This window comes from Myxococcus sp. CA056 (assembly GCF_013336715.1).
GTDB lineage: Bacteria > Myxococcota > Myxococcia > Myxococcales > Myxococcaceae > Myxococcus > Myxococcus llanfairpwllgwyngyllgogerychwyrndrobwllllantysiliogogogochensis.
This window is the reverse complement of the sequence record NZ_JABUMT010000010.1, coordinates 216,049-236,960: the sequence shown is the minus strand read 5'-3', so window position 1 is coordinate 236,960 and position 20,912 is coordinate 216,049. Positions and strand designations below refer to the sequence as shown.

At 69.9% G+C, this 20,912-nt stretch carries 15 protein-coding genes; 6 read left to right on the top strand and 9 right to left on the bottom strand.

Annotated elements, in window-relative coordinates; all coding sequences use genetic code 11:
- Positions 1-6: 6 nt before the first annotated feature.
- Entirely contained in the window at positions 7-582 is a 576-nt protein-coding gene (locus HUA76_RS31890) for a hypothetical protein (protein WP_174462943.1), read from the bottom strand.
- A gap of 186 nt (positions 583-768) precedes the next feature.
- On the opposite strand from HUA76_RS31890, the gene HUA76_RS31885 reads away from it, so the two are divergent.
- From HUA76_RS31885 to HUA76_RS31875, 3 genes are all read left to right on the top strand, one after another.
- Positions 769-1,707, top strand: a complete 939-nt coding sequence (locus HUA76_RS31885) for a hypothetical protein (RefSeq protein WP_174462942.1) — start codon at positions 769-771, stop codon at positions 1,705-1,707.
- Between the two features lie 54 nt (positions 1,708-1,761).
- Entirely contained in the window at positions 1,762-2,763 is a 1,002-nt protein-coding gene (locus HUA76_RS31880; protein WP_141649486.1) for an NAD(P)H-dependent glycerol-3-phosphate dehydrogenase, read from the top strand.
- Between the two features lie 77 nt (positions 2,764-2,840).
- Positions 2,841-4,079, top strand: coding sequence for an MFS transporter (locus tag HUA76_RS31875; RefSeq protein WP_174462941.1), 1,239 nt, complete (start codon positions 2,841-2,843; stop codon positions 4,077-4,079).
- Between the two features lie 18 nt (positions 4,080-4,097).
- Here HUA76_RS31875 and HUA76_RS31870 read toward each other — a convergent pair whose 3' ends face one another.
- From HUA76_RS31870 to HUA76_RS31835, 8 genes are read right to left on the bottom strand one after another with little or no spacing between them, the layout of a single operon-like run.
- A complete protein-coding gene (locus HUA76_RS31870) occupies positions 4,098-5,171 on the bottom strand; it encodes a M20/M25/M40 family metallo-hydrolase (RefSeq protein WP_174462940.1) in 1,074 nt (357 codons plus the stop codon).
- Positions 5,158-6,024 (bottom strand): [LysW]-aminoadipate kinase, encoded by an 867-nt coding sequence (locus HUA76_RS31865; protein WP_141642714.1) that lies wholly within the window; start codon positions 6,022-6,024, stop codon positions 5,158-5,160. The genes HUA76_RS31870 and HUA76_RS31865 overlap by 14 nt, the downstream gene beginning before the upstream one ends.
- Complete coding sequence (locus tag HUA76_RS31860) at positions 6,021-6,800, bottom strand: SDR family oxidoreductase (RefSeq protein WP_141642713.1); 780 nt, start codon at positions 6,798-6,800, stop codon at positions 6,021-6,023. The genes HUA76_RS31865 and HUA76_RS31860 overlap by 4 nt, the downstream gene beginning before the upstream one ends.
- The gene (locus HUA76_RS31855; RefSeq protein ID WP_174454750.1) at positions 6,778-7,776 is read right to left on the bottom strand and encodes a sulfotransferase; all 999 of its coding nucleotides are present in this window, start codon (positions 7,774-7,776) and stop codon (positions 6,778-6,780) included. The genes HUA76_RS31860 and HUA76_RS31855 overlap by 23 nt, the downstream gene beginning before the upstream one ends.
- Before the next feature lie 17 nt (positions 7,777-7,793).
- Positions 7,794-8,834: an N-acetyl-gamma-glutamyl-phosphate reductase gene (gene argC, locus HUA76_RS31850; protein ID WP_174462939.1), complete on the bottom strand. Its 1,041-nt coding sequence runs from the start codon at positions 8,832-8,834 to the stop codon at positions 7,794-7,796.
- Complete coding sequence (locus HUA76_RS31845; RefSeq protein WP_254614608.1) at positions 8,831-9,682, bottom strand: RimK family alpha-L-glutamate ligase; 852 nt, start codon at positions 9,680-9,682, stop codon at positions 8,831-8,833. The genes argC and HUA76_RS31845 overlap by 4 nt, the downstream gene beginning before the upstream one ends.
- Positions 9,679-10,719, bottom strand: coding sequence for a transketolase family protein (locus HUA76_RS31840; RefSeq protein WP_174462938.1), 1,041 nt, complete (start codon positions 10,717-10,719; stop codon positions 9,679-9,681). Before HUA76_RS31840 ends, HUA76_RS31845 begins: the two co-directional genes overlap by 4 nt.
- Positions 10,716-11,525 (bottom strand): 1-deoxy-D-xylulose-5-phosphate synthase N-terminal domain-containing protein, encoded by an 810-nt coding sequence (locus tag HUA76_RS31835; protein WP_174462937.1) that lies wholly within the window; start codon positions 11,523-11,525, stop codon positions 10,716-10,718. Before HUA76_RS31835 ends, HUA76_RS31840 begins: the two co-directional genes overlap by 4 nt.
- Before the next feature lie 174 nt (positions 11,526-11,699).
- Between HUA76_RS31835 and HUA76_RS31830 the strand changes: the two genes are divergently transcribed.
- The 3 genes from HUA76_RS31830 to HUA76_RS31820 all read left to right on the top strand — a co-directional run.
- Positions 11,700-13,385 (top strand): AMP-binding protein, encoded by a 1,686-nt coding sequence (locus HUA76_RS31830; protein WP_174462936.1) that lies wholly within the window; start codon positions 11,700-11,702, stop codon positions 13,383-13,385.
- A gap of 30 nt (positions 13,386-13,415) precedes the next feature.
- A complete protein-coding gene (locus HUA76_RS31825) occupies positions 13,416-13,682 on the top strand; it encodes a phosphopantetheine-binding protein (RefSeq protein ID WP_141642707.1) in 267 nt (88 codons plus the stop codon).
- Positions 13,683-13,836: 154 nt separating this feature from the next.
- Positions 13,837-20,912 (top strand): non-ribosomal peptide synthetase (locus HUA76_RS31820; RefSeq protein WP_174462935.1); only part of this gene is annotated, 7,076 nt, incomplete at its 3' end.

Here is a 20,912-nt window from a genome sequence, read left to right as displayed (position 1 = left end):
GTGAAGTCACGGCGTGCCCGCGTCGGGCTCCGTCGGCACCACGGTGGGGTGGACCGTCTCCGGCCGGGTGGAGGTGAGGGCGAGGCGCGTCACGTCCAGCGCCTGCTCCGGGTCTCCTCCGAGCCACGTGACGACGAGCGCGCACGGCGTATCGTCGTCCCACGCCATCACCTGCAACATGCCCTGCGCGGGAGCACGCCGCGCGGCGGCCCGGCCGAGCGCGGGAATCTCCTCGCCGCCCATGTTCAGCGACGGCAACAGCAGGGCATGCGTGTCCACCTGTGCGTAGTGCGGCTGGCAGTCCCACGTCACCGACACCGTGACGTCCTTCTCCGACGCGGAGCGGAAGGTGCACAGCGGCCCGCAGGAGGGACACGCGCGCTCCTCCTTCATCGTGAAGCCGGGCAGCATCGACTCGCGCACGTCCGTGGGCAGCAGCGCCTCGCACGCGGGCAGCGTCGCGTTGGCGACGGGCGCACGCGCCGGACCCGCGTCCGTCCCCGTCTCCGTCGGACGGGAGCGACACCCAAGCCCCAGGGCCAGTGTCACCAACAGCGCCGCGCGCCCTCCTCCTGCCCTCATCCCTTGGTCTCTCCTCAGGCGCCCGCCGCTGGCCGCGCGGCGGATGGTAGTCCGGTGCGCCGCCGTCGGTGACACGTTTCCCATCGGCTCCTGCCCGCTACCTGACGGGGCACACGCAGGGTGGGGGAACAGCCGGCCCTGGCTCGTCTCCTTCCCTCTCCGTGGACTAAGCTGCCAGCCGTCTTCATGCCCTCCGTCCGCCTCATCCTGGTGCCGCTCGCCCTCGTGCTGGGCACGTCCGCCCGGGCCCAGCCGGCCCCCGCGGCGCGCAACCCCGCGCCCGACGAGTCCTGGACCACGCCCACCCACGTGGACGCCCCTCGGAGGAGCGACACTCCGGACGACGCCGCGTGGACCGACTTCCCCGGCCGGACGACGGTGCCCCCGGACGCGGACGCCGCATCGCTGCCCCGGCTGCCGGAAGTGCCTCCCCTCATCCCCCTGGATGATGACGGCACCCCCGGAGTCACGGAGGCCCGTCCCCCCGCGCCGCCTCCGGGGCCTCCCCCCGTGCCGAACCGCGTCAGCCTGCTCGGTGCACACACCGTGGGCAGGACAGGCGGGGTGGCGGTCGGCCTCTCGCTGGGTTTCCCCACGCTGTCCGCTCGCGCCGCCGTGGGCGTGCTGCCCCAGGTCGATGTGCTGGTGGGGCTCGACAGCCTCTACGGGATGATGAACGAGGCGCGGCTGGGCTGGCGGTGGCGGGTGCTGGATGGAGGCGCGCGCTGGAGCCTGGGACTGGTGATGGAGGGCAGTCACGCGTTCTTCCTCCGGTCCGCGAGCCTGGAGGACCGGGGCGCGCGCTACCTCACCGGCCGGCGCAACTGGAACGTGATGCCCGGCATCGTCGGCTCCTTCCAGCGCCAGGGTGTTCGCGCGTCCAGGCTCTTCATCGACGTGCGCTACCTGGTGGCCCTGGACACGGAGCCCATCCAACGCACGCCGCTGGGCGGCCTGCCACCGGACCTGGTGGCCTCCAGCGCGTGGCCCGTGCGCGTGGGCGCCGAAGTGCCGCTGAGCGAGAAAACGTCCTACTCTGTCTCCCTGGGCGGCGACTTCCGCACCCGTGCCGAGGACGCCGCCTTCATGCCGGTGGTCTCCATCGGCATCGTCACCGGTCTGTAGCACCGGCAACTGGCACGACAACGTGCCCTTTCCACCCCCTCGAGCGAGGTCTTCATGCGTGGCAGTGTCATCGGCTCCGGCTCCTTCGGTACCGCCCTGGCGAACGTGCTGGCGGTGAACTGTGAGGAGGTCCGCCTCTGGGGCCGCGAGCCGACGGTGGTGGAGGCCATCAACACCCGGCACGAGAACCCCACCTATCTTCCCGGCATCCCCATCTCCGAGCGCGTGCGCGCCACCCAGGACTTGGAAGAGGCGCTCGCCGGCGCGGAGATGGTGGTGCTCGCCACGCCGAGCCACGCCACGCGCGAGGTGCTGGCCCGCGCCAAGGCCTTCCTGCCGCGCAACGTGCCCATCATCACCGTGTCCAAGGGCATCGAGAACGAGACGCTGCTGACGATGACGGAGTTGCTGGAGGACTGTCTCCCGGAGGAGTTCCATCCGTACATCGCCGTGCTGTCGGGCCCCAGCTTCGCCAAGGAGCTGGCGCGGCGCATGCCCACGGTGGTGACGATTGCATCCCACTGGGACAAGGTCGCGGTGCGCTGTCAGAAGGCGCTTCAGACGGAGACCTTCCGCAGCTACACGTCCACGGACGTGGTGGGCGTGCAGTACGGCGGCGCGCTGAAGAATGTCATCGCGATTGCCGCGGGCATGGCGGACGGCCTGGGTATGGGCCACAACGCGCGAGCGGCCATCATCACCCGCGGCCTGGCGGAAATCACCCGGCTGGCGGTGCGCAAGGGCGCAAACCCGCTGACGCTGTCGGGCCTGTCCGGCATGGGGGACCTGGTGCTGACGTGTACGGGCGAGCTGAGCCGCAACCGTCACGTGGGCATGGAGCTGGGCAAGGGCCGCAAGCTGCCGGACATCCTGGGGCAGATGAAGGAAGTCGCCGAGGGCGTGAAGACGGCGCGCAGCGCTCGCGACTTGTCGCTCAAGACGGGCGTGGAGCTGCCCATCTGCCAGCAGGTCTACCTGATTGCCTACGAGGACAAGAACGCGAAGATGGCGGTGGTGGACCTGATGACGCGCCAGCCCAAGTCCGAGCTCGTCTGACGCGCGGGCTGCCTGGCGAGTGTGGGCCGGGGGCGGTGTTCCAGCGCGGGGTGGGGGGCTGCTAGAAGCGGGCTCCCGTGTCCACCCCGCACCTGGCGAGCTTGTCGTCCTTCCGTGCCTTGCGTCACAGGCAGTTCGTGGCCGTGTGGTTGGGGGCGCTCGTCTCCAATGTCGGCACGTGGATGGAGGTGCTCGCGCTGGGCGTCTTCGTCACGGAGGTGACGGGCCGAGCGGAGTGGACGGGCGGAGTGGCGGCGCTGACGTACCTGCCCTCGCTCGTGTTGTCCCCGCTGGGCGGCGCGCTGGCGGACCGCTTCGACCGGCGTGTCTTCATCTCGCTGTGCGCCGTGGCGCAGGCGCTGCTGGCGGCCTGTCTGGCGGGGCTGGCCTTCACCGGACACCTCACCGTGCATGCGGTGGCCGTCATCTCCCTGCTCAACGGCTGCGTGCACGTGCTGTCGGGGCCGGCCTACACGGCGCTGATTACAGGGCTGGTGCCGAAGGAGGACCTGCACAGCGCGATGACGCTGATGTCGGCGCAGTTCAACCTGGGCCGCATCCTGGGGCCGGTGTTCGCCGCGGCGCTCCTGGCCTTCGGTGGTGTTGCGTGGGTGATGTTCCTCAACACGCTGTCCTTCATGGCGGTGCTGCTGGCGGTGTCCCGGGTGCACGCGGAGCCGCCCGTGGTCAGACCTATCGAGCCCAAGGGCCTGTGGGCGGACATCGTCGAAGGCGCGCGCATGGCGCGAGGGGAGCCGGGCATCCGGATGGCGATGGTGTCGCTGTTCGCCCTGGCGCTGTTCATCTCGCCGTTCATCGCGTTGGTGCCGGTGTTCGCGCTCCAGGTGTTCGGCTCGGATGCGTCCGCCGCTTCCGCGCTCATCTCCATGCAGGGCATGGGGGCGCTGCTGGCCTCGGGCGTGGTGGGCGCGCTGGCGGTCCGCTGGGGCCGGGAGCGCGTGGTGGACCTCGCCGTGCTCGTGATGGGTCCGGTGACGGTCTTCTACTGGCTGTCCCCGACGCTGTCCGTGGCGATGGGGACCATGTTCGTGCTGGGCGCGGTGTACCTGGTGGTGATGACGGGGTTGAGCACCCGCTATCAGGAGCGCACGCCCAGGGAGCTGCAGGGGCGGGTGAGCAGCCTCGCGATGCTGCTCATCAACGTCGGGTACTCCGTGGGCGTCTGGGCGCAAGGGGCGCTCGCGGACCGGGTGGGCGTGCGCGCCGTCACCGCCAGCTCCGCGGCGCTGTTCCTCGTGGCCATGGTGGGGCTGCGCCTGCAGCGGCCTCGGACCGTGGATGTCGCGAGTACGTGACGTCCAGGGACGTGTGCTTCAGCCCGCGCCACCGGACTTGAGTGGGAGCAGTGCCAGCACGCGAGCCAGTACGGCGACACCCTCTTCGTATTCCGGCAGCTCGATGTGCTCGTTCGGCGTGTGGTCCAGCGACGAGTCACCCGGGCCATACGCGACGGTGGGCACGTTCCACGTGTCCGCCACCGTGTTCCAGTCGGACGTCCCTGTCTTCACGCGAAGCGTCGGACGTGCGCCGCGCTCGCGGATGGACTGCTTGAAGGCGCGCGTGAGGGCGTCGTTGCCCTCGGCGGAGACGGCCTGCTTGCGCGACACCGTCTTCACGGCCACCTCGGGGACCTCTGCGAGACAGGCGAGCAGCGCGTCCACGTCACTGGTCGGCCCCGTGCGCACGTTGACGTGGGCGGTGGCCCACTCCGTGTCTTCACCGGTGCCCGTCTGGAAGGAGAGCAGCGCGGGGAGGTCCTGCTCGAAGAGGGTGCACCCCTTGTTGCGCTCGTCGCAGCGACGACGCAGCCCGTTCCACGCGTCGACGAGATACTCCGCGGGCGCGCGGTAGCCACGGCTGGCGGTGTGACGCCGGCTGGCGCGGTACTCGAGCTCCAGGCGCAAGAGGCCCTTGTAGCCCAGGGTGATGCCGTGGGCGCCGCTGGGCTCGCCATTGACGACGAAGTCCGGCCGGTGGTGCTCGCGGGCATGCAGCGCGCCCCGGGTGATGGCCACCTCCTCCTCGACACAGCCCAGCAGGAGGAAGCGCTTGCCGGCGCGCTCCGAGTCGTCCAGCAGCTCCACGGCTTCGATGAAGGCCGCGAGCGCGCCCTTGGCGTCCACCGCCCCGCGTCCGAAGAGGCGCGTGCCTTCCAGTCGCACGGGGACTTCGCCCGGCACGGTGTCGATGTGGCCCAGCAGCGCGATGCACGTGTCTCCGTCTCCCATGCTGGCCACGGTGTTGCCCACCGGGTCCACGTGGGCCTTCCAGCCGCGCTGCTCCAGTCGCCCGGCCAGCGCGCGAGAGAAGTCCGCTTCATGGTGGCTGGGGCTGTAGTGCTCCAGCATCCACCGCAACAGCTCCGGGCTCGCCTCACGGGCTCGCATGGGTCACCTTCCCGGAAGAAGTCAGCTTCGTCCCGACCTCGCCCGCCAGCGCGGACAACACGGGGCGCGGGGTGCCCGAGGCGGTGACATAGGCGGCGGATACGCCCGCCGCGAGCGCGCGCCGAGCCGCCTCCAGCTTGTAGCGCATGCGCCCCCTGGCGAAGCGCATGGCACCCTCGACGTCGTCACTCTGGCGGATGAGCGTCGATGCGTTGGCCGGGTCCTCCAGGAGGCCCGCCACGTTGGAGAGCATCACCAGCGCCCGAGCCCCCATCACCGCGGCGATGGCGGCGGCCACCTGGTCCGCGTCCACGTTCACCAGCGTCCCGTCCTCCGTCACCGCGGGAGGGCACACGACGGGCGTCTGCCCTGCCTCCAGCAGCACGTTCAGCAGCCGCGCATTCACCTCGCTGATTTCCCCCGCGAGGTGGCTCCGGTCGATGCGGGTGCGCTCCCCGTCCTGGAGCTTCAGCGGAGGCCGTCGTCGGGCGACGAGCACCCGTCCATCCGCGCCGCACAGGCCGAGCGCCGAGACACCCCGGGCCAGCAGCGCGAGCACCGCGCGCTTGTTGACGTCGCCCACCCACGCCATCGTCAGCACGCGCAGCGTGGCCTCGTTCGTCAGTCGCACCACGTTGCCGGAGGCCGTCAGCGCCTCGGTGCGCGCCATGCCCAGCGAGGCCAGCAGGGCATCGCCAGCCTCGGAGCCACCATTCACCACGATGACGCGCTCGCCCTGGCGCCGCAGCTCCGCTACGTCCGCGCAGACGTTGTCCAGGTCCACGCCCGCGGCGCCGCCAATCTTCACCACCAGCGGCGCGCGGCCTTCATCGACCTGGGACGCGGTGCTCATCCGATGACGCTCGCGCCGCCGTCGACGAGCTGCACCGTGCCGGTGATGAACGACGCGCGCTCGCTCGCGAGGAACGCCGCCGCCGCCGCGAACTCCTCCGGAAGTCCCACGCGCTTCAGCGGAATGTGCGCCGCCATGGCCCGCAGGCTGGCCTCCACGTCCGCGCCGCCCGTGCCCGCCGTGCGCTCCACCGGAGGCGTGCGGGTGTAGCCGGGGGCGAGCACGTTGACGGTGACGCCGCAGTCGCCCAGCTCCTGCACCAGCGCGGATGCGAAGCCGACGATGCCCAGCCGCGCCGTGCCGGAGAGGGCGAAGCGCGCGACGGGCCGCACCACCGTCTCCGAGGTGATGAGCAGCAGCCGTCCCCACTGCGCGGCCTTCATGTACGGCAGCGCCGCCAGGGCCAGGTTGATGGCCGGCAGCATCACCGTGTCGATGGCCTCCTGGTACGCCACGATGTCGAACTTCGTGGCGGGGCCCGGCGGGGGGCCCGCGCTGTTCGTCACCACGATGTGGGGACCGCCCAGCTTGCCGGCCACGTCCTCCACCCAGGCGCGCGTGGCGCCGTGTTCACGCAGGTCCACCCGCGTGGCCAGGACCCTGTTGCCACGAGCCAGTCCGCGCAGGTGCTGCTCTGCGCGAGCGAGCCGGTCCGCGTCGCGCGCGCCGATGGCGACGTGCGCGCCTTCCTTGACCAGCTCCTCGGCCACGGCGAGCCCCAAGCCACTGGAACCCCCGGCGATGAGCGCGACCTTATTGGCGAGTCCCAGTTCCAAGTGTCTCCCTCCCTGCGTCACCAGCGTTCACGACGGGCTCCGGCCCTGGAACGACCTGCGCGGGCGCCGGAGGTCCCCTGTAGCCATACCGCCCCGTCAGCGGCCACGAGAGCGCGGACACCAGGGCCTTCACCCGAGGCGCCAGCTCCTTGCGCCACGCATCGTCACCGGGCCTCAGCAGCGTGGAGCCGCTCAGGAAGCGGTCCGGGTTGCCGGTGACGGTGTGGTTGCGCCCGAGCACCACTGTGCGGCCCTTCACCGGGTTGACGGCGCGGTCCTCCTGGATGAGCTTCAAGAGCGAGTCGATGGTGGCGGCGGGTGAGGCAATGAAGTCCTCGTACCGCAGGAACAGCGAGCGCTCCGGGTGGCGCCGCGTCACGAGCTCCGAGGCCACGTTGAAGCCGAACCAGTACGCGGTGCTGCGCGCGGCGGACATGGGGACGACGTACTGCTTCGTCTTCGTCCACGAGTGCGCGACGGCGCGCGGGTCCCGTACCAGATGGAGGTAGTACGGCGAGATTCCGCTCACGTGCGGCAACAGCGCCGCCTCCGAGGGGAACTTGCCGCTGTCGATGATGACGTGGCTGCCGGTGGCATCGGCGATGGTGCGGTAGGTCTTCGCGAGGAGCTGCGCGTGCTCGTACAGCTCGGTCGAAGGCGTGTCCTGGCGCAGCACGCGCCACGTGTGCCGGGTGCGGACGGTGTCCTGCTGCCTGCGCACCACGCGCAGGGCGTGGGCCTCGGGGGATTCGCCAGGGAGGGCGCCCTGCTCCAGCACCTTGGACCAGAGCGGACACTGGACCAGGTGCGTGCCGCAGCCGCACAGGGTGTTGGAGCCGTTCCCGAAGGCGTTCTTCCACAGGAAGCTGAGCTCACCGGTGTGGAAGCAGCCCTCCACCTCGTTGAGCACGTTGCCGATGATGGTGCTGCCGCTGCGGCACCAACCGGTGATGTAGAGGACGGTGAGGGCGCTCATGGGGGGAGCCTTTCGCGTCAGAGGGGGTGGAGGCCCCGGAAGCCGAGGCCCTCCGTTTCAGGTCTGCCCAGCATGAGATTCAGCGCGTGCACGGCCGTGCCCGCCGCGCCCTTCACCAGGTTGTCCAACGCGGCATTCACGACGATGCGCCCGCGCTCCGCGTCCACCTCCACCGCGAGGTCGCAGTGGTTGGTGCCGGCCAGGGGCGCGGGCTCCGGGAAGGGAGACGCGCTCGCGTTGGCGCGCAGCACGTGGACGAAGGGGTGCTCGCGGTAGGTGGAGGCCAGGGCTCGCAGCGGCTCGGACGCGTCCTCCAGCTTGCGCGCCGCGAAGGCATGCACCGTGGCGAGCACGCCGCGCACGCTGGGCACCGCCGTCGCGCTGAAGTGGACGACGGGCCTCACGCCGGCGAGGCGCTCGGTGGCGCCCTCGATTTCGCCCGTGTGTCGATGCCCCACCGCGCGGTAGCAGCGCAGGGCGGAGGCTCGCTCGGGATGATGCGAGGAGCGGTCCGGTGTCGCGCCGCCGCCGGAGGAGCCCGTCTTCGCGTCGACCACGACCTCGGGCCGCACCAGCCCCGCGCGCACCAGCGGCAGCAGGGCCAGCAGGGCCGCGTGGGCCATGCAGCCGGGCACCGCGACGAAGCGGGCGTCCTTGAGTCGAGCGCCCGTCCACTCCGGCAGGCCGTAGACGAACTCGGGCATGTCCGGGGGGCGGGGCGCGCGGGGATACCAGCGCGCGTGCTCGGCGGACTCCAGGCGGAAGTCCGCGCTCAGGTCGATGATGCGCCCGGCCCGCGCGCTCACTTGCGGCCAGCGGCGAATCAGCTCGCCGGAGGGCATGCAGGACAAGAGCACGTCGCACGGCTCCAGCGCGTCATGCGGTGAGAAGCGCGGAGTGGCCAGTCCTCTCAGATGAGGATGTGGGAAGTCGAGCCGCTTGCCCGCGTGCTGCTCGGACGTGGCCTGGACCACCTCCACCGCCGGGTGGGTGAGCAGCAGTCGCAGCACCTCGCCGCCGGCATAACCTCCCGCTCCGAGCACCGCGACGCGTGTCATCGCATGGCCTCCACCAGGTAGCCGGCCATCAGCTCCGGCAGGGGGATGCCGGTGAACTCGATGCTCCGGGCGAACTCCACGCAGTGGTTGATTTCATTCACGAGAATCGCGCCGTCTCGCGTCTCCAGCAGGTCCACCGCGACCATCTCCCCACCCACCGCCTTGGCCGCGCGCTCGGCGAGCTTCGCGTGGGACTCGGGGACGTCGTAGCGCTCCGGCACCGCGCCCCGGGCCGTGTTCGTCACCCAGTGCTCGGAGCGGCGGCGCATGCCACCGACGGCGCCGCCGATGACGTACACGCGCAAGTCGTAGCCGGGCTTGTCGATGTACTGCTGGACGAGCGCGACGTGGTCCTGGGCGCCGCCCATCTCGAAGCGCATGGACATCATCCCCTCGGCCGCGTGCTTGTTGTCCACGCGCGCCACCATGCGGCCCCAGGAGCCCTGCACGGGCTTCGTCACGCAGGGATAGCCGCGCTGCTCCATCTCCGCGACGCAGGCGTCCTGCTCGAAGCCCAGGAAGGACCAGGGCATGGGGACGTCGTGCTCGGCCAGCGCGAGCGTGGTGAGCGCCTTGTCGCCGCAGGTGGCGATGGAGCGCGCGGTGTTGAACACGCGGGCCCCCTTCACCTCCAGGATGGAGGACAGGTAGCGCGCGCGGGTGAAGGACATGCTGCGCATCAGCACCGGGCCGCCGTCCTTCCACGGCTCGCGGTTCAGCGGGAGCACCAGGTCCGTGTCCGCGTGGGTCTCCACGGAGCAGCCGCGTCCGCGAAGCGCGTCGACGAGCATCCGCTCCTCGGTGCGCATCCGTGTGTAGACGAGGTGGACCTCGTGGCGACGCATCATCCCCTCCTGGCCGCGGGTGCCAGCGCCGTGAGCCGGGGGCGGGGCAGGGCGGTGAGAATCGAGTCGACCAGGGCGGCGCTCTCCAGCCCATGTCGTTGCAGCAAGGCCTCGTGCGTGCCCGCCGTGGAGTCGTAGCGGTCCTGGATTCCCGCGCGGACCACGCGGCGGCCCAGGCCGTGGGTGGCCACGCTCTCGCACACCGCGCCGCCCAGTCCTCCGAGGATGGAGTGCTCCTCCACCGTGACGAGCAGCCGCGTGCGCTCGGCCGTCTCCAGAATCGCCTCTTCGTCGAAGGGCTTGAGCGTGTGGAGGTTCACCACGCGCGCGGACACCCCCTGCGTCTCCAGTCGCGTCGCCACGTCCAGCGCCACGCTCACGCCGACCTCGCCATGGGCGATGATGCCGACGTCGCCGCCTTCACGCAGGCACATGGCGCGCCCGAGCGCGAACGCGGGCCGCGCCACGTCCAGCCGGGAGACGCGGTTGCGGCCGAGCCGCAGGTACACCGGCCCTTCCATCTCCAAGAGGGCGCGCGTCGCCTGAATCGTCTCCAGCCCGTCCGCCGGAGACACCACCGTCATGCCCGGCATGGCGCGAAGAATCGCCAGGTCCTCGATGGCGTGGTGCGTGGGCCCGAAGAACGCGCCGGACAGGCCGCCGTAGTCGCAGACGAGCTTCACGTTCGCCCGCCCATAGGCGAGCCCCAGCCGCACCTGCTCGCACGCGCGCATCGCCCCGAAGGGCGCGAAGGTGTGGGCGAAGACGACGTGCCCGGTGGCGGCCATGCCGCACGCGATGTCGAGCATCGCCGCCTCGCAGATTCCCAGGTTGATGAAACGTCCCGGGTGCCGCGCGGCGAACGGGTCTCCTCCACCCGCGAGGTCCGCCTCCAGCAACACGACGCGCGGCTCCACGTCCGCCAGTCGCGCCAGGGTGTGTCGGAACACCTGTCGGTTGGCCAGGGCCGGTTGTTCGCGCAGCCAGTCCTGGGGCGACGTCAAGAGGTCGGCGCCGCTGGACGTCGTGGAGCTCGTCATGGCGTCACCTCTCCCATGGAGGCGAGCGCGCGGCGAAGCTGCTCGGCGTTGAACGTCGCGTAGTGCGGTCCCTTGCCGCGCAGCATGGGTACACCCGCGCCCTTCTGCGTGTTGGCGACAATCGCGCGAGGTCCGTCACAGGGCGCCTCCAGCGCGGCCCCCAGCGCTTCCAGGTCATGCCCGTCCACCTCGACGGTGCTCATTCCGAAGGCGCGCAGCCGCTCCACCAGGGAGGCCTGGGACAGGATGGCCTCCGTGGGGCCATCGTTCTGTCCGCCGTTGCGGTCGACCAGCACCGTGAGTTGCGACAAGCGGTGCTGCGCGGCGACTTGCATCGCCTCCCAGTTGGAGCCCTCGCCCATCTCCCCGTCTCCACACACGACGAACACGCGGTTGGAACGCTGCCGCAGCCGGTAGCCCAGGGCCAGCCCCACGCCCAGCCCCACGCCGTGTCCCAGGCTTCCCGTGGGAAACTCAACGCCCGGCACCGCCGCATTCACGTGTCCGGTGAAGGGGCTTCCGTCAGCGTTGTATCGTTGCACCAGGTCTTCAGTGTCGACGAAGCCGAACTCGGCGAGCGCGGCGTAGAGGCCCGCGGCTGCGTGGCCCTTCGACAGGATGAGCGAATCGCGCTCCTCCCAGCGGGGCTCTCGCGGACGGAACTTCATCACCCGTCCCAGCAACACCACCAACAGCTCCACCATCGACAGCGAGCCACCGAGGTGGCAGCCGACGGACGTGGCGGCGAGCCGGAGGATGGTCCGGCGAATGCGTCTGGCGCGCTCCTCGAGAGGTACCTGGACCATGGATTTCTGCGCCTTTCATTCCAAAGTAGGAAACCAGGAGCGCGCCCGTCAATGTGAGTGATGCGACCTTGGGGTGTAGACATGTGAGCTTTCGCTGTCTTGCTGGTTTTACACGCGAATCGCTATGGTCCCACGCGGTCGAGGACGGTCTCACGGTGCACGGAGGGTGCGGATATGGACGCACGGTTCGGAAGCGGCCCCTCGTTGGAGCAGGCGGCGCTGTACCGGAGCAAGGGGTGGTGGCGTGACGAGACGGTGCTCGACGACTTGCGTCGAGCTGTGCGGACGCACCCGGACAAGACGGCCATCGTCGCGGCCCGCTACTTCGCCAAGGACGTCACGCGGCTGAGCTACGCGGAGCTGGGGCGCTACGTGGAGCGCTTCGCGGGCGCGCTCGTGTCGCTGGGCGTGGGTCGGGGCGAGCTGGTGGCGGTGCAGCTGCCCAACTGGTGGCAGTTCACCGCGTTGGCGCTGGCGTGCGCGCGCATCGGCGCCGTCGTCGCGCCCATTCCCCCGGACTACCGGCGTCGCGCGGTGGAGTTCATCCTCGGCAGGACGGAGTCATCCGTCTACGTAGGACCCCTGAGTTGGAGCGGGCACTCGCACCGGGACATGTTGCGCGAGGCGGCGCGCGCGCTGCCGTCACTCAAGCACCGGGTCTTCATCGGGGCGGGCGAGCAGGCGTCGGAGGCGGGCGAGCTGGATTTCGACGCGTACTTCGTCGCCCGGCACTGGGAGGACTCGACGTCGAAGGCGGAACTGGACGCGCGCTCGGCGCGCCCGGACGACGTGTGCAACGTCCTCTATACGTCGGGGACGACGGGCGAGCCCAAGGGCGTCATCCACTCGCACAACACCAACTTCGGCATCACCCGCGCGCTGGTCGAAACCATGGCGCTGGGCGCCGACGACGTGGTGTGTCTGCCCTCGCTGCTCACCGCCTCCAGCGGATTTACCTACCTGTACCTGATGCCGGTGTTGCTGGGCGCGACGGCTGTCTACATGGACGTGGGGGACCCGGAGCTCACGCTGCGCTGCATCGAGGAGCACGGCGTCACGTTCATGTATGGGATTCCCACGTACGTGATGAATGTCATCGCCGCGAAGAAGAAGCGGGGCGGAGACACCTCGTCGTTGCGGCGGCTGTCCACCGGCTCCATCCCCGTGCCTCCGCATCTCATCGCCGCGGTGCGCGAGAGCTTCGGCGTGCCGCTGCACACGCTGTGGGGGATGACGGAGAACGGCGCGGTGACGATTACGCGACGGGAGGATCCGCCGGACTGGCCTTCCAACAGCGACGGCAGGCCCGTGGACTGGATGGAGGTGAAGATTGTTCCCGCGCTGGCGGAAGACGGCTCGCCCTATCCAGAGGGCACCGGCCGACTGCTCGTCCGAGGAGCCAGCCAGTGCCTGGGCTACTTCAAGCGCGAGGACATCTACCGCGCGTGTGTCGACGAAGAGGGGTGGTTCGACACGGGAGACCTGGCGCGGGACGACGGGCGTGGGGGTATCCGCATCGTCGGGCGGCTCAAGGACGTCATCTTCCGCTATGGCCAGAAGGTGCCCGTGGTGGAGGTGGAGTCCGCGCTGTACTCGCATCCGAAGGTGCGGGAGGTGGCCGTCATCGGTCACTCGGACGACCGCATCGGCGGTGAGCGCGTCTGCGCTGTGGTGGTGCCTCGCGACGAGACGCCGACGTTGGATGAGCTGCGCGCCCACCTGAAGGGCCTGGGCATGTCGAATCAGTACTGGCCCGACAGGCTGGAGGTCGTCGAGGAGATGCCCAAGACGCCGTCGGGGAAGATTCGCAAGTACCTGCTGCGCGAGCGTTTGAAGGGGCCCACCGCGAAGGTGGGCTGAGCATGTCCCCGACCATGATGAGGAGCACACGTGAGCACTGAGTCGAGCACCACGCCGTTGGTGCGACAGCTCGCCGGGTATTGGCGGGAGCTGCTGGGGGCGGAAGTCGTGAAGCCGGAGGACCACTTCCTGGAGATTGGCGGCAACTCGCTGATGGCGACGATGCTGGCCAACCGAATCGAAGAGGAGCTGGGCATCCAGCTCTCCATGGTGGACCTGTTCAACACGCTGGAGCACGTGGCCGCCGTCTGCGAGGAGCAGCTGCGCGAGCAGGGCCGCACCTTCCCCGCGGCCTGAAGTCGTCCAGGAGGCGGGCCTTCTCCCGCCATCGTCTCCGAGTGACTGTTCGGGGACTCAAGCTTCACGCCTTCACGAAGCACCAGGTGTCGGTCTCACCGACGCGGGCCTTCGTGTCTTCCGAGATTCGTCTTCTTGAGTTTGAGGTGTCGACATGTCCGCGAATGAGCCGAAGCCCGCGAGCCCTCGTGTTCGCAGGCCGCCCCCCGTGGTGCCCGTTCATCGGGAGGGGCCTCCGCCGCTCTCCTTCGCGCAGCGTCGCATGTGGTTCCTCTCGCGGTTGGACCCGTCGGGCTTCGCCTACAACGCGCCCTTCTTCGCGCGGCTCAAGGGGTGTCTCGATGTATCAACGCTGGAGCGCGCGCTGACGGAGGTGGTGCGCCGGCACGAAGCGCTGCGGACGACCTTCACGGAGGTCGAAGGCGAGCCGGTGCAGTGCATCGCGCCCGACGCGCCGGTGTCGCTGACCGTGGAGCGACTGGAGGGGCCGGAGCGGGAGCACGAGGCCCGGCGACTCGCGGAGGAGGAGGCACGGCGTCCGTTCGATTTGGGCGCGGGGCCGATGCTGCGCGCGCGGCTGTTGCGCCTGGAGGAAGAGGAGCACGTGTTGCTCCTGACGCTGCACCACATCTCGTGTGACGGCTGGTCGCTGTCGTTGCTGGAGCGGGATTTGCGCGAGCTGTACGGCGCCTTCCTCGATGGCCGCGTGGCGACGCTGCCCGCGCTGACGGTGCAGTACGCGGACCATGCGGTGTGGCAGCGCGAGTGGCTGAAGGGGGAGGTGCTGGAGGAGCAGCTCACGTGGTGGAAGAAGCACCTCGACGGAGCCTCGCCCGCGCTGGAGCTGCCGACGGACCGACCGAGACCTCCGGTGCAGTCGGCCCGGGGCGCGGTGCTGGGGATGCCGTTGCCCGCCGAGCTGATGAAGGCGCTGCACGAGCGGTGCAAGCAGGAGGCGGTGACGCCGTTCATGTTGTGGCTGGCGAGCCTCCAGGCGTTGCTGTCGCGGCACAGCGGACAGCCGGACGTGGTGGTGGGCACGCCCATCGCGGGGCGCAACCGGCGCGAGGTGGAGGGGCTCATCGGTTTCTTCGCCAACACGCTGGCGCTGCGCGTGGACGTGGATGGAAACGAGTCCTTCAAGTCGCTCTTGGGACGGGTGCGTCAGGCGTGCCTGGGGGCGTACCAGCACCAGGACGTGCCCTTCGAGCGACTGGTGGATGCGCTGCGGCCGGTGAGGGACTTGAGCCGCTCGCCGTTGTTCCAGGTGCTGCTCGTGCTCCAGAGCGCGCCGCCGTTGGTGCGACTGGCGGGGCTGGAGTCGCGCGACGTGGACTTCGAGCCGGGCGTGGCGAAGTTCGACCTTACGCTCTTCGTGCGTGAGACGCCGGAGGGCTGGGTTGCGCTGTGGGAGTACAGCACGGCGCTGTTCGATGAGGCGACGGTGCGCAGGCTCGCCGGCCACCACGTGGCGCTGCTGAAGGGCGTGCTGGAGGACCCGGAGCGCAAGGTCGGGCAGGTGGACCTCCTGGATGAGGAGGAGCGGCGGAAGGTGTTGGAGAAGTGGTCGTGGCAGGAGGAGCACCAGCACCCATCGTGGTTGATGCATCGGCGGGTAGAGGCGCAGGCGGCGCGCACGCCCTCGGCAGTGGCGGTGACGAATGGCGGCGGCTCCCTGACGTACGTGCAGTTGGAGCAGCGAGCCAATCAGCTCGCGCACCACCTGATGGCGTTGGGGGTTCGCCCTGGAAGCGTGGTGGGGCTGTGCCTGGAGCGAAGCAGCCTCGACCTGCCGGTGGCGGTGCTGGCGACGCTGAAGACAGGAGCGGCGTGCCTTCCGTTGGACCCTGGCTATCCGCCGTCGCGACTGGCGCGGATGCTCGATGACGTGGCCGCGCCGGTGGTGCTGGTGCATGCCTCGCTGGAGCATGCGTTGCCCGGGGAGGGCACGGCGCGGAGGGTGCGACTGGAGGAGGAGGCAGCGCGCATCGCGGAGCAATCCACCGTGGCACCCGGGTGGGTGTTGTCGCCCGAGCTTCCCTGCTACGTCCTCTTCACGTCAGGGAGTACGGGGAGGCCCAAGGGCGTGACGATGTCCCATCGTGCGTTCGGCACGCTGGTGAACTGGCAGTTGGCGAGCACGTCGGCGCCTGGGGCGAGGACGCTCCAGTTCGCCTCGCTGAGCTTCGACGTGTCCTTCCAGGAGCTGTTCTGCACGCTGGGCGAGGGCGGCACGCTCGTCCTCGTCTCGGCGGCGACGCGTCAGGACCCCGCGACGTTGATGGCGTACCTGCGGGAGCACCGCGTGGAGCGGCTCTTTGTGCCCTTCGTGGCGCTCCAGGCGCTCAGTGAGCGGGCCCGACATGAGACGGAGTTGCCGCCGCTGCGCGAAGTGGTGACGGCGGGCGAGCCGTTGCAGGTGACGCCCGCGGTGGTGTCGTTCTTCGAGCGGCTGCCGGGGTGCGTGCTGGAGAACCAGTACGGCCCCACGGAGACGCATGTGGTGACGGCGTGGAGAGCGAAGGGGCCGCCCTCGACGTGGCCGGTGTTGCCTCCGGTGGGCAGGCCCATCGTCCCCGCGACGGTGTTGGTGCTGGATGCGTGGGGCGCCCCGTGCCCCATCGGTGTGACGGGAGAGGTGTGCGTGGGAGAGCGGAGCCTCGCGCACGGCTACTGGGGGCGGCCGGAGCTGACGGCGGAGCGCTTCGTTCCGAACATCCTGGACAAGGGGCGGGATGGGCACCGCATCTACCGCACGGGAGACCGGGGGCGGTGGCTGGCGGATGGGAACCTGGAGCTTCAGGGGCGCGCGGATGAGCAGGTGAAGGTGCGCGGCTTCCGCGTGGAGTTGGGCGAGGTGGAGGTGGCGCTGAAGGAACTTCCCGGCGTGACGGACGCGGCGGTGGTGGTGCGGCGAACGGGCGGGGGAGAGAAGCAACTGGTGGGCTACGTCGTGCGGTCCGAGTCCTCGGACGCGGAGGCTCTGAAGCGCCGGCTGGCGAATCAGTTGCCCGAGTCCTGGGACGGGGAGGACTTGAAGCGTCGACTGGCGAAGCGGTTGCCCGAGTACATGGTGCCGGTCGTGCTGGTTCGGCTGGAGGCGCTTCCGCTGACGCCCAGCGGAAAGGTGAATCGCCGCGCACTGCCGGAGGTGGATTCGCGCCGCGCGGAAGGGGGAGCCCGCTACGAGGCGCCGCGTGACGCGCTGGAGCGGAGGCTGGCGGAAGTCTGGCAAGAGGTACTGGGTGTCCCGCTCGTGGGCGTGAGGGATGACTTCTTCGCGCTCGGTGGGCACTCGCTGCTGGCGACGCGTGTGGTGTCGCGACTCCGGGATGCCCTGGGCCACGACGTGCCCGTGCGACTGCTGTTCGAGGCGCCCACGGTGGAGGCCCTTGCCGAGCGACTGGGGGCGCAGGGAGGACACGCGCGGTTGCCGGTGCTGATGCGAGCCGCGCGGCCCGTGGACCCGCCCTTGTCATTCGCGCAGCGACGCCTGTGGTTCCTCGCGCAGCTCGACGAGGGAGGACATTCGTACAACCTGCCCTTCGTCGTCCGACTCCACGGTGCGTTGAAGGTGGAGGCCCTGGAGCGGGCACTCGCGGAGGTGGTCCGCCGACACGAAGCGCTGCGCACGAGCTTCGTGGAAGTGGGTGGTGAGCCCGTCCAGCGCGTCGCCGTGGATGTCGGCGTGCCCTTGCAGGTGGAGTCGGTGGAGGGCGCCGACGACGTGGAAGAGGCCGTGCGGCGTCGCGTGGTGAGGGAGGTCCAGGCGCCGTTCGATGTGGCGCGGGCTCCCTTGCTCCGCGCGACGTTGCTGCGAACGGGCGGCGAGGAGCAGGTGCTTGTGGTGGTGCTGCACCACCTGGTCGCGGATGGATGGTCGCTGGGCGTGCTCACCCGCGAACTGGATGCGCTCTATGGCGCGGCCGTGAAAGGCGAGGCGGCGAAGTTGCCCGAGCTGCCCGTGCAGTACGCGGACTACACGGTGTGGCAGCACGAATGGTTGAAGGGAGACGTGGAGGCATCGCAGCTCTCCTGGTGGCGCGAGGCGCTGACGGGAGCACCCCCGGTGTTGGAGCTGCCCACGGACCGGCCGAGGCCCGCGGTGCAGGGGTACCGAGGCGCGAGCGTGCCGGTGCGGTTGTCCTCGGAGCTGAGCGAGGCGCTGCGACAGTTGAGCCGGAGAGAGGGCGCCACGCTGTACATGACGCTGCTGGCGGGCTTCCAGGTGTTGCTGGCGCGCTACAGCGGACAGTGGGACGTGGTGGTGGGCTCACCGGTGTCGGGGCGGACGGCGAGGGAGACGGAGGGGCTGATGGGCTTCTTCGTCAACACGCTGGCCCTGCGCGCACGGCCGGATGCGGCGTCCTCCTTCCAGGCGTTCCTGCGTCAGACGAAGGAGACGGTGCTCGGGGCACTCGCGCACCAGGACGTGCCTTTCGAGAGGCTGGTGGAGCACCTCCGCCCGGAGCGGGACTTGAGCCGCTCGCCGTTGTTCCAGGTGCTCTTCACGTTGCAGGAGGCCGCGCCGCTGCTCACCCTGCCGGGTGTCACCGCGAGCCCCTGGGACTTCGCGAGCACCATCGCCAAGTTCGACCTGGAGCTGTTGCTCGTCGATGCACCGGGAGCGGCTGTCGAAGGCCAGCTCATCTACAACGCGGACCTCTTCGAACCGCCCACCGTCCAGCGCATCGCGGAGTGCTTCCTGGAGTTGTTGCGCAACCTCTCCGGCCGACCCGAGGCGCGACTGTCGGCGCTTCCGCTCCTGCCCGCGGCCGAGCGCCAGCGCGTGCTGGAGGCGTGGAACCAGACGGCGGTGGAGTTCCCGCGAGAGGCGTGCGTCCATCACCTCTTCGAGGAGCAGGTGTTGCTGCGTCCGGACGCGGTGGCGCTGGAGTTCGGTGCGCAGCGGCTGAGCTACCGGGAGCTGGAGGCGCGGGCCAATCAACTGGCCTGGGCGCTGAAGGCTCGTGGCGTCGGCGTGGATGTGCTGGTGGCGGTGTGCCTGGAGCGCTCGGTGGAGCTCATCGTGTCGCTGCTGGCCATCCTGAAGGCCGGTGGTGCGTATGTACCCCTGGACTCCAGCTATCCGGCGCGGCGGCTGGAGCAGATGTTGGAGGACACGACGCCTCGGCTGCTCATCACCACGCGTGCCTTGCTGGAGCAACTGCCCCAGGAGGGACGCCCGGAGTTGATGTTGTTGGAGGAAGAGCGGCTGGCGGACCTGCCGACGGCGGCGCCACGCATGCCGGTCTCGGGGCGAAACCTGGCGTATGTGGACTTCACGTCGGGGAGCACGGGGCGCCCCAAGGGTGTGGCCGTCGAGCACCGGGGCGTGCTGCGGTTGTTGTACGGAGCGCCGTACGCGCGACTGGGGCCGGAGGAGACGTTCCTGCTCATCGCGCCCATCTCCTTCGATGCGTCGACGTTGGAGGTGTGGGGGCCGCTGTGCCTGGGTGGAAGGCTGGTGGTCTTCCCACCGCGCTCGCCCAGCGAGCTGGACCTGCTGACGGACGTGCTCCATCGGCACTCCGTCACGTTGTTGCACCTGACGGCGGGACTGTTCAGCCAGATGGTGGAGCTGGGGATGGACGGGTTGAAGGGCGTGCGCCAACTCCTGACGGGTGGAGACGTGGTGTCCGCGCCGCACGTGAAGCGCGTGCTGGAGGAGCTGAAGATTCCGGTGACGGCCTGCTACGGGCCGACGGAGAGCACGCTCTTCACTTCGGTCCATCGGATGACGCGAGTGGAGGACGTGGGCGCGTCGGTGCCCATTGGTCGGCCCATCGGCAACACGCAGGTCTACGTGCTGGATGCGGGGATGGAGCCCGTTCCGGTGGGCGTGGCGGGCGAACTGTTCATCGGGGGTGATGGCCTCGCGCGAGGGTATCTGCGCCAGCCCGATGTGACGGCGGACCGCTTCATTCCGAATCCCTTCAGCGCGGTGCCAGGGGAGCGGCTCTATCGCACTGGAGACCTGGCGCGCTTCCGCCCGGACGGGGTGCTGGAGTTCCTGGGGCGGCGTGACAGCCAGGTGAAGGTGCGGGGCTACCGCATCGAGCTGGCGGAGGTGGAGGCGTCGCTCCTCGCGCATCCAGCGGTGAAGGACGGGTTGGTGGTGGTGCGGGACGGCGCGGGAGGCAAGCGACTGGTCGCGTACTACGTCGAGCACGCGCAGGCGCCCGAGGCACCTCGGGTGCGCGACTGGCTGAAGCAGAAGCTCCCCGAGTTCATGGTGCCCTCGGCCTTCGTGAAGCTGGCGGCGCTCCCGCTGACGGCGAACGGGAAGGTGGACCGAAAGGCCCTGCCGTCACCGGAGCAGGAGGGGTCGGGCGTGGAGGCGATGCAGGGGCCTCGGACGGTGATGGAGTCGCTGGTGGCGCGCATCTGGATGCCGCTGCTCGGAGTGGCGAGGGTGGGCGTGAAGGACGACTTCTTCGCGCTCGGTGGTCATTCGTTGCTGGCGACGCGAGTGGTGTCGCGGCTCCGGGCGGCGCTCGGTCGTGATGTGCCGGTGCGACTGGTGTTCGAGGCGCCCACCGTGGAGGCCCTGGCCGAGCGACTCGAAGTCGTGAAGGCAAGTGCGCAGCGCGTGAGCACCCCTGTGCCGGTGCGAGTGTCGAGACACTCCGCGATGCCGCTGTCGTTCGCACAGCAGCGTCTGTGGTTCCTCGGGAAGCTCGACGCCGGAGGGTATTCGTACAACCTGCCGTTCGTCGTCCGACTGCGAGGCGCGCTGGACCTCAAGGCGCTGGAGCAGGCGCTCGCGGCGTTGGTGCGGAGACATGAGGCGCTGCGCACGACGTTCGAGGAAGTGGAAGGCGAGCCGGTGCAGCGCATCGCTTCGGATGTGGCGGTGCCGCTGTCCGTGGTGGAGGTGACAGAGGACGCCACGCGCGGCCAGGTGGAGACGCTATCGAGGCAGTCGTTCGACCTGGGCACGGGCCCGCTGCTGCGAGTGACGCTGCTGAAGCTGAGCGAGCAGGAGCATGTGTTGGTGCTGGTGCTGCACCACATTGTCGCGGACGGTTGGTCGATGGGAGTGCTCGCGAAGGAGCTGGAGGCGCTCTACAGCGCGCAGGTGAAGGGCCGCGAAGCAACGCTGCCGGAGTTGCCGGTGCAGTACGCGGACTACGCGGTGTGGCAGCGGGAGTGGCTGAAGGGGGAGGTGTTGGAGGAGCAGTTGTCGTGGTGGAGGGCGAGGCTGGCGGGAGCCCCAGAGGTGCTGGA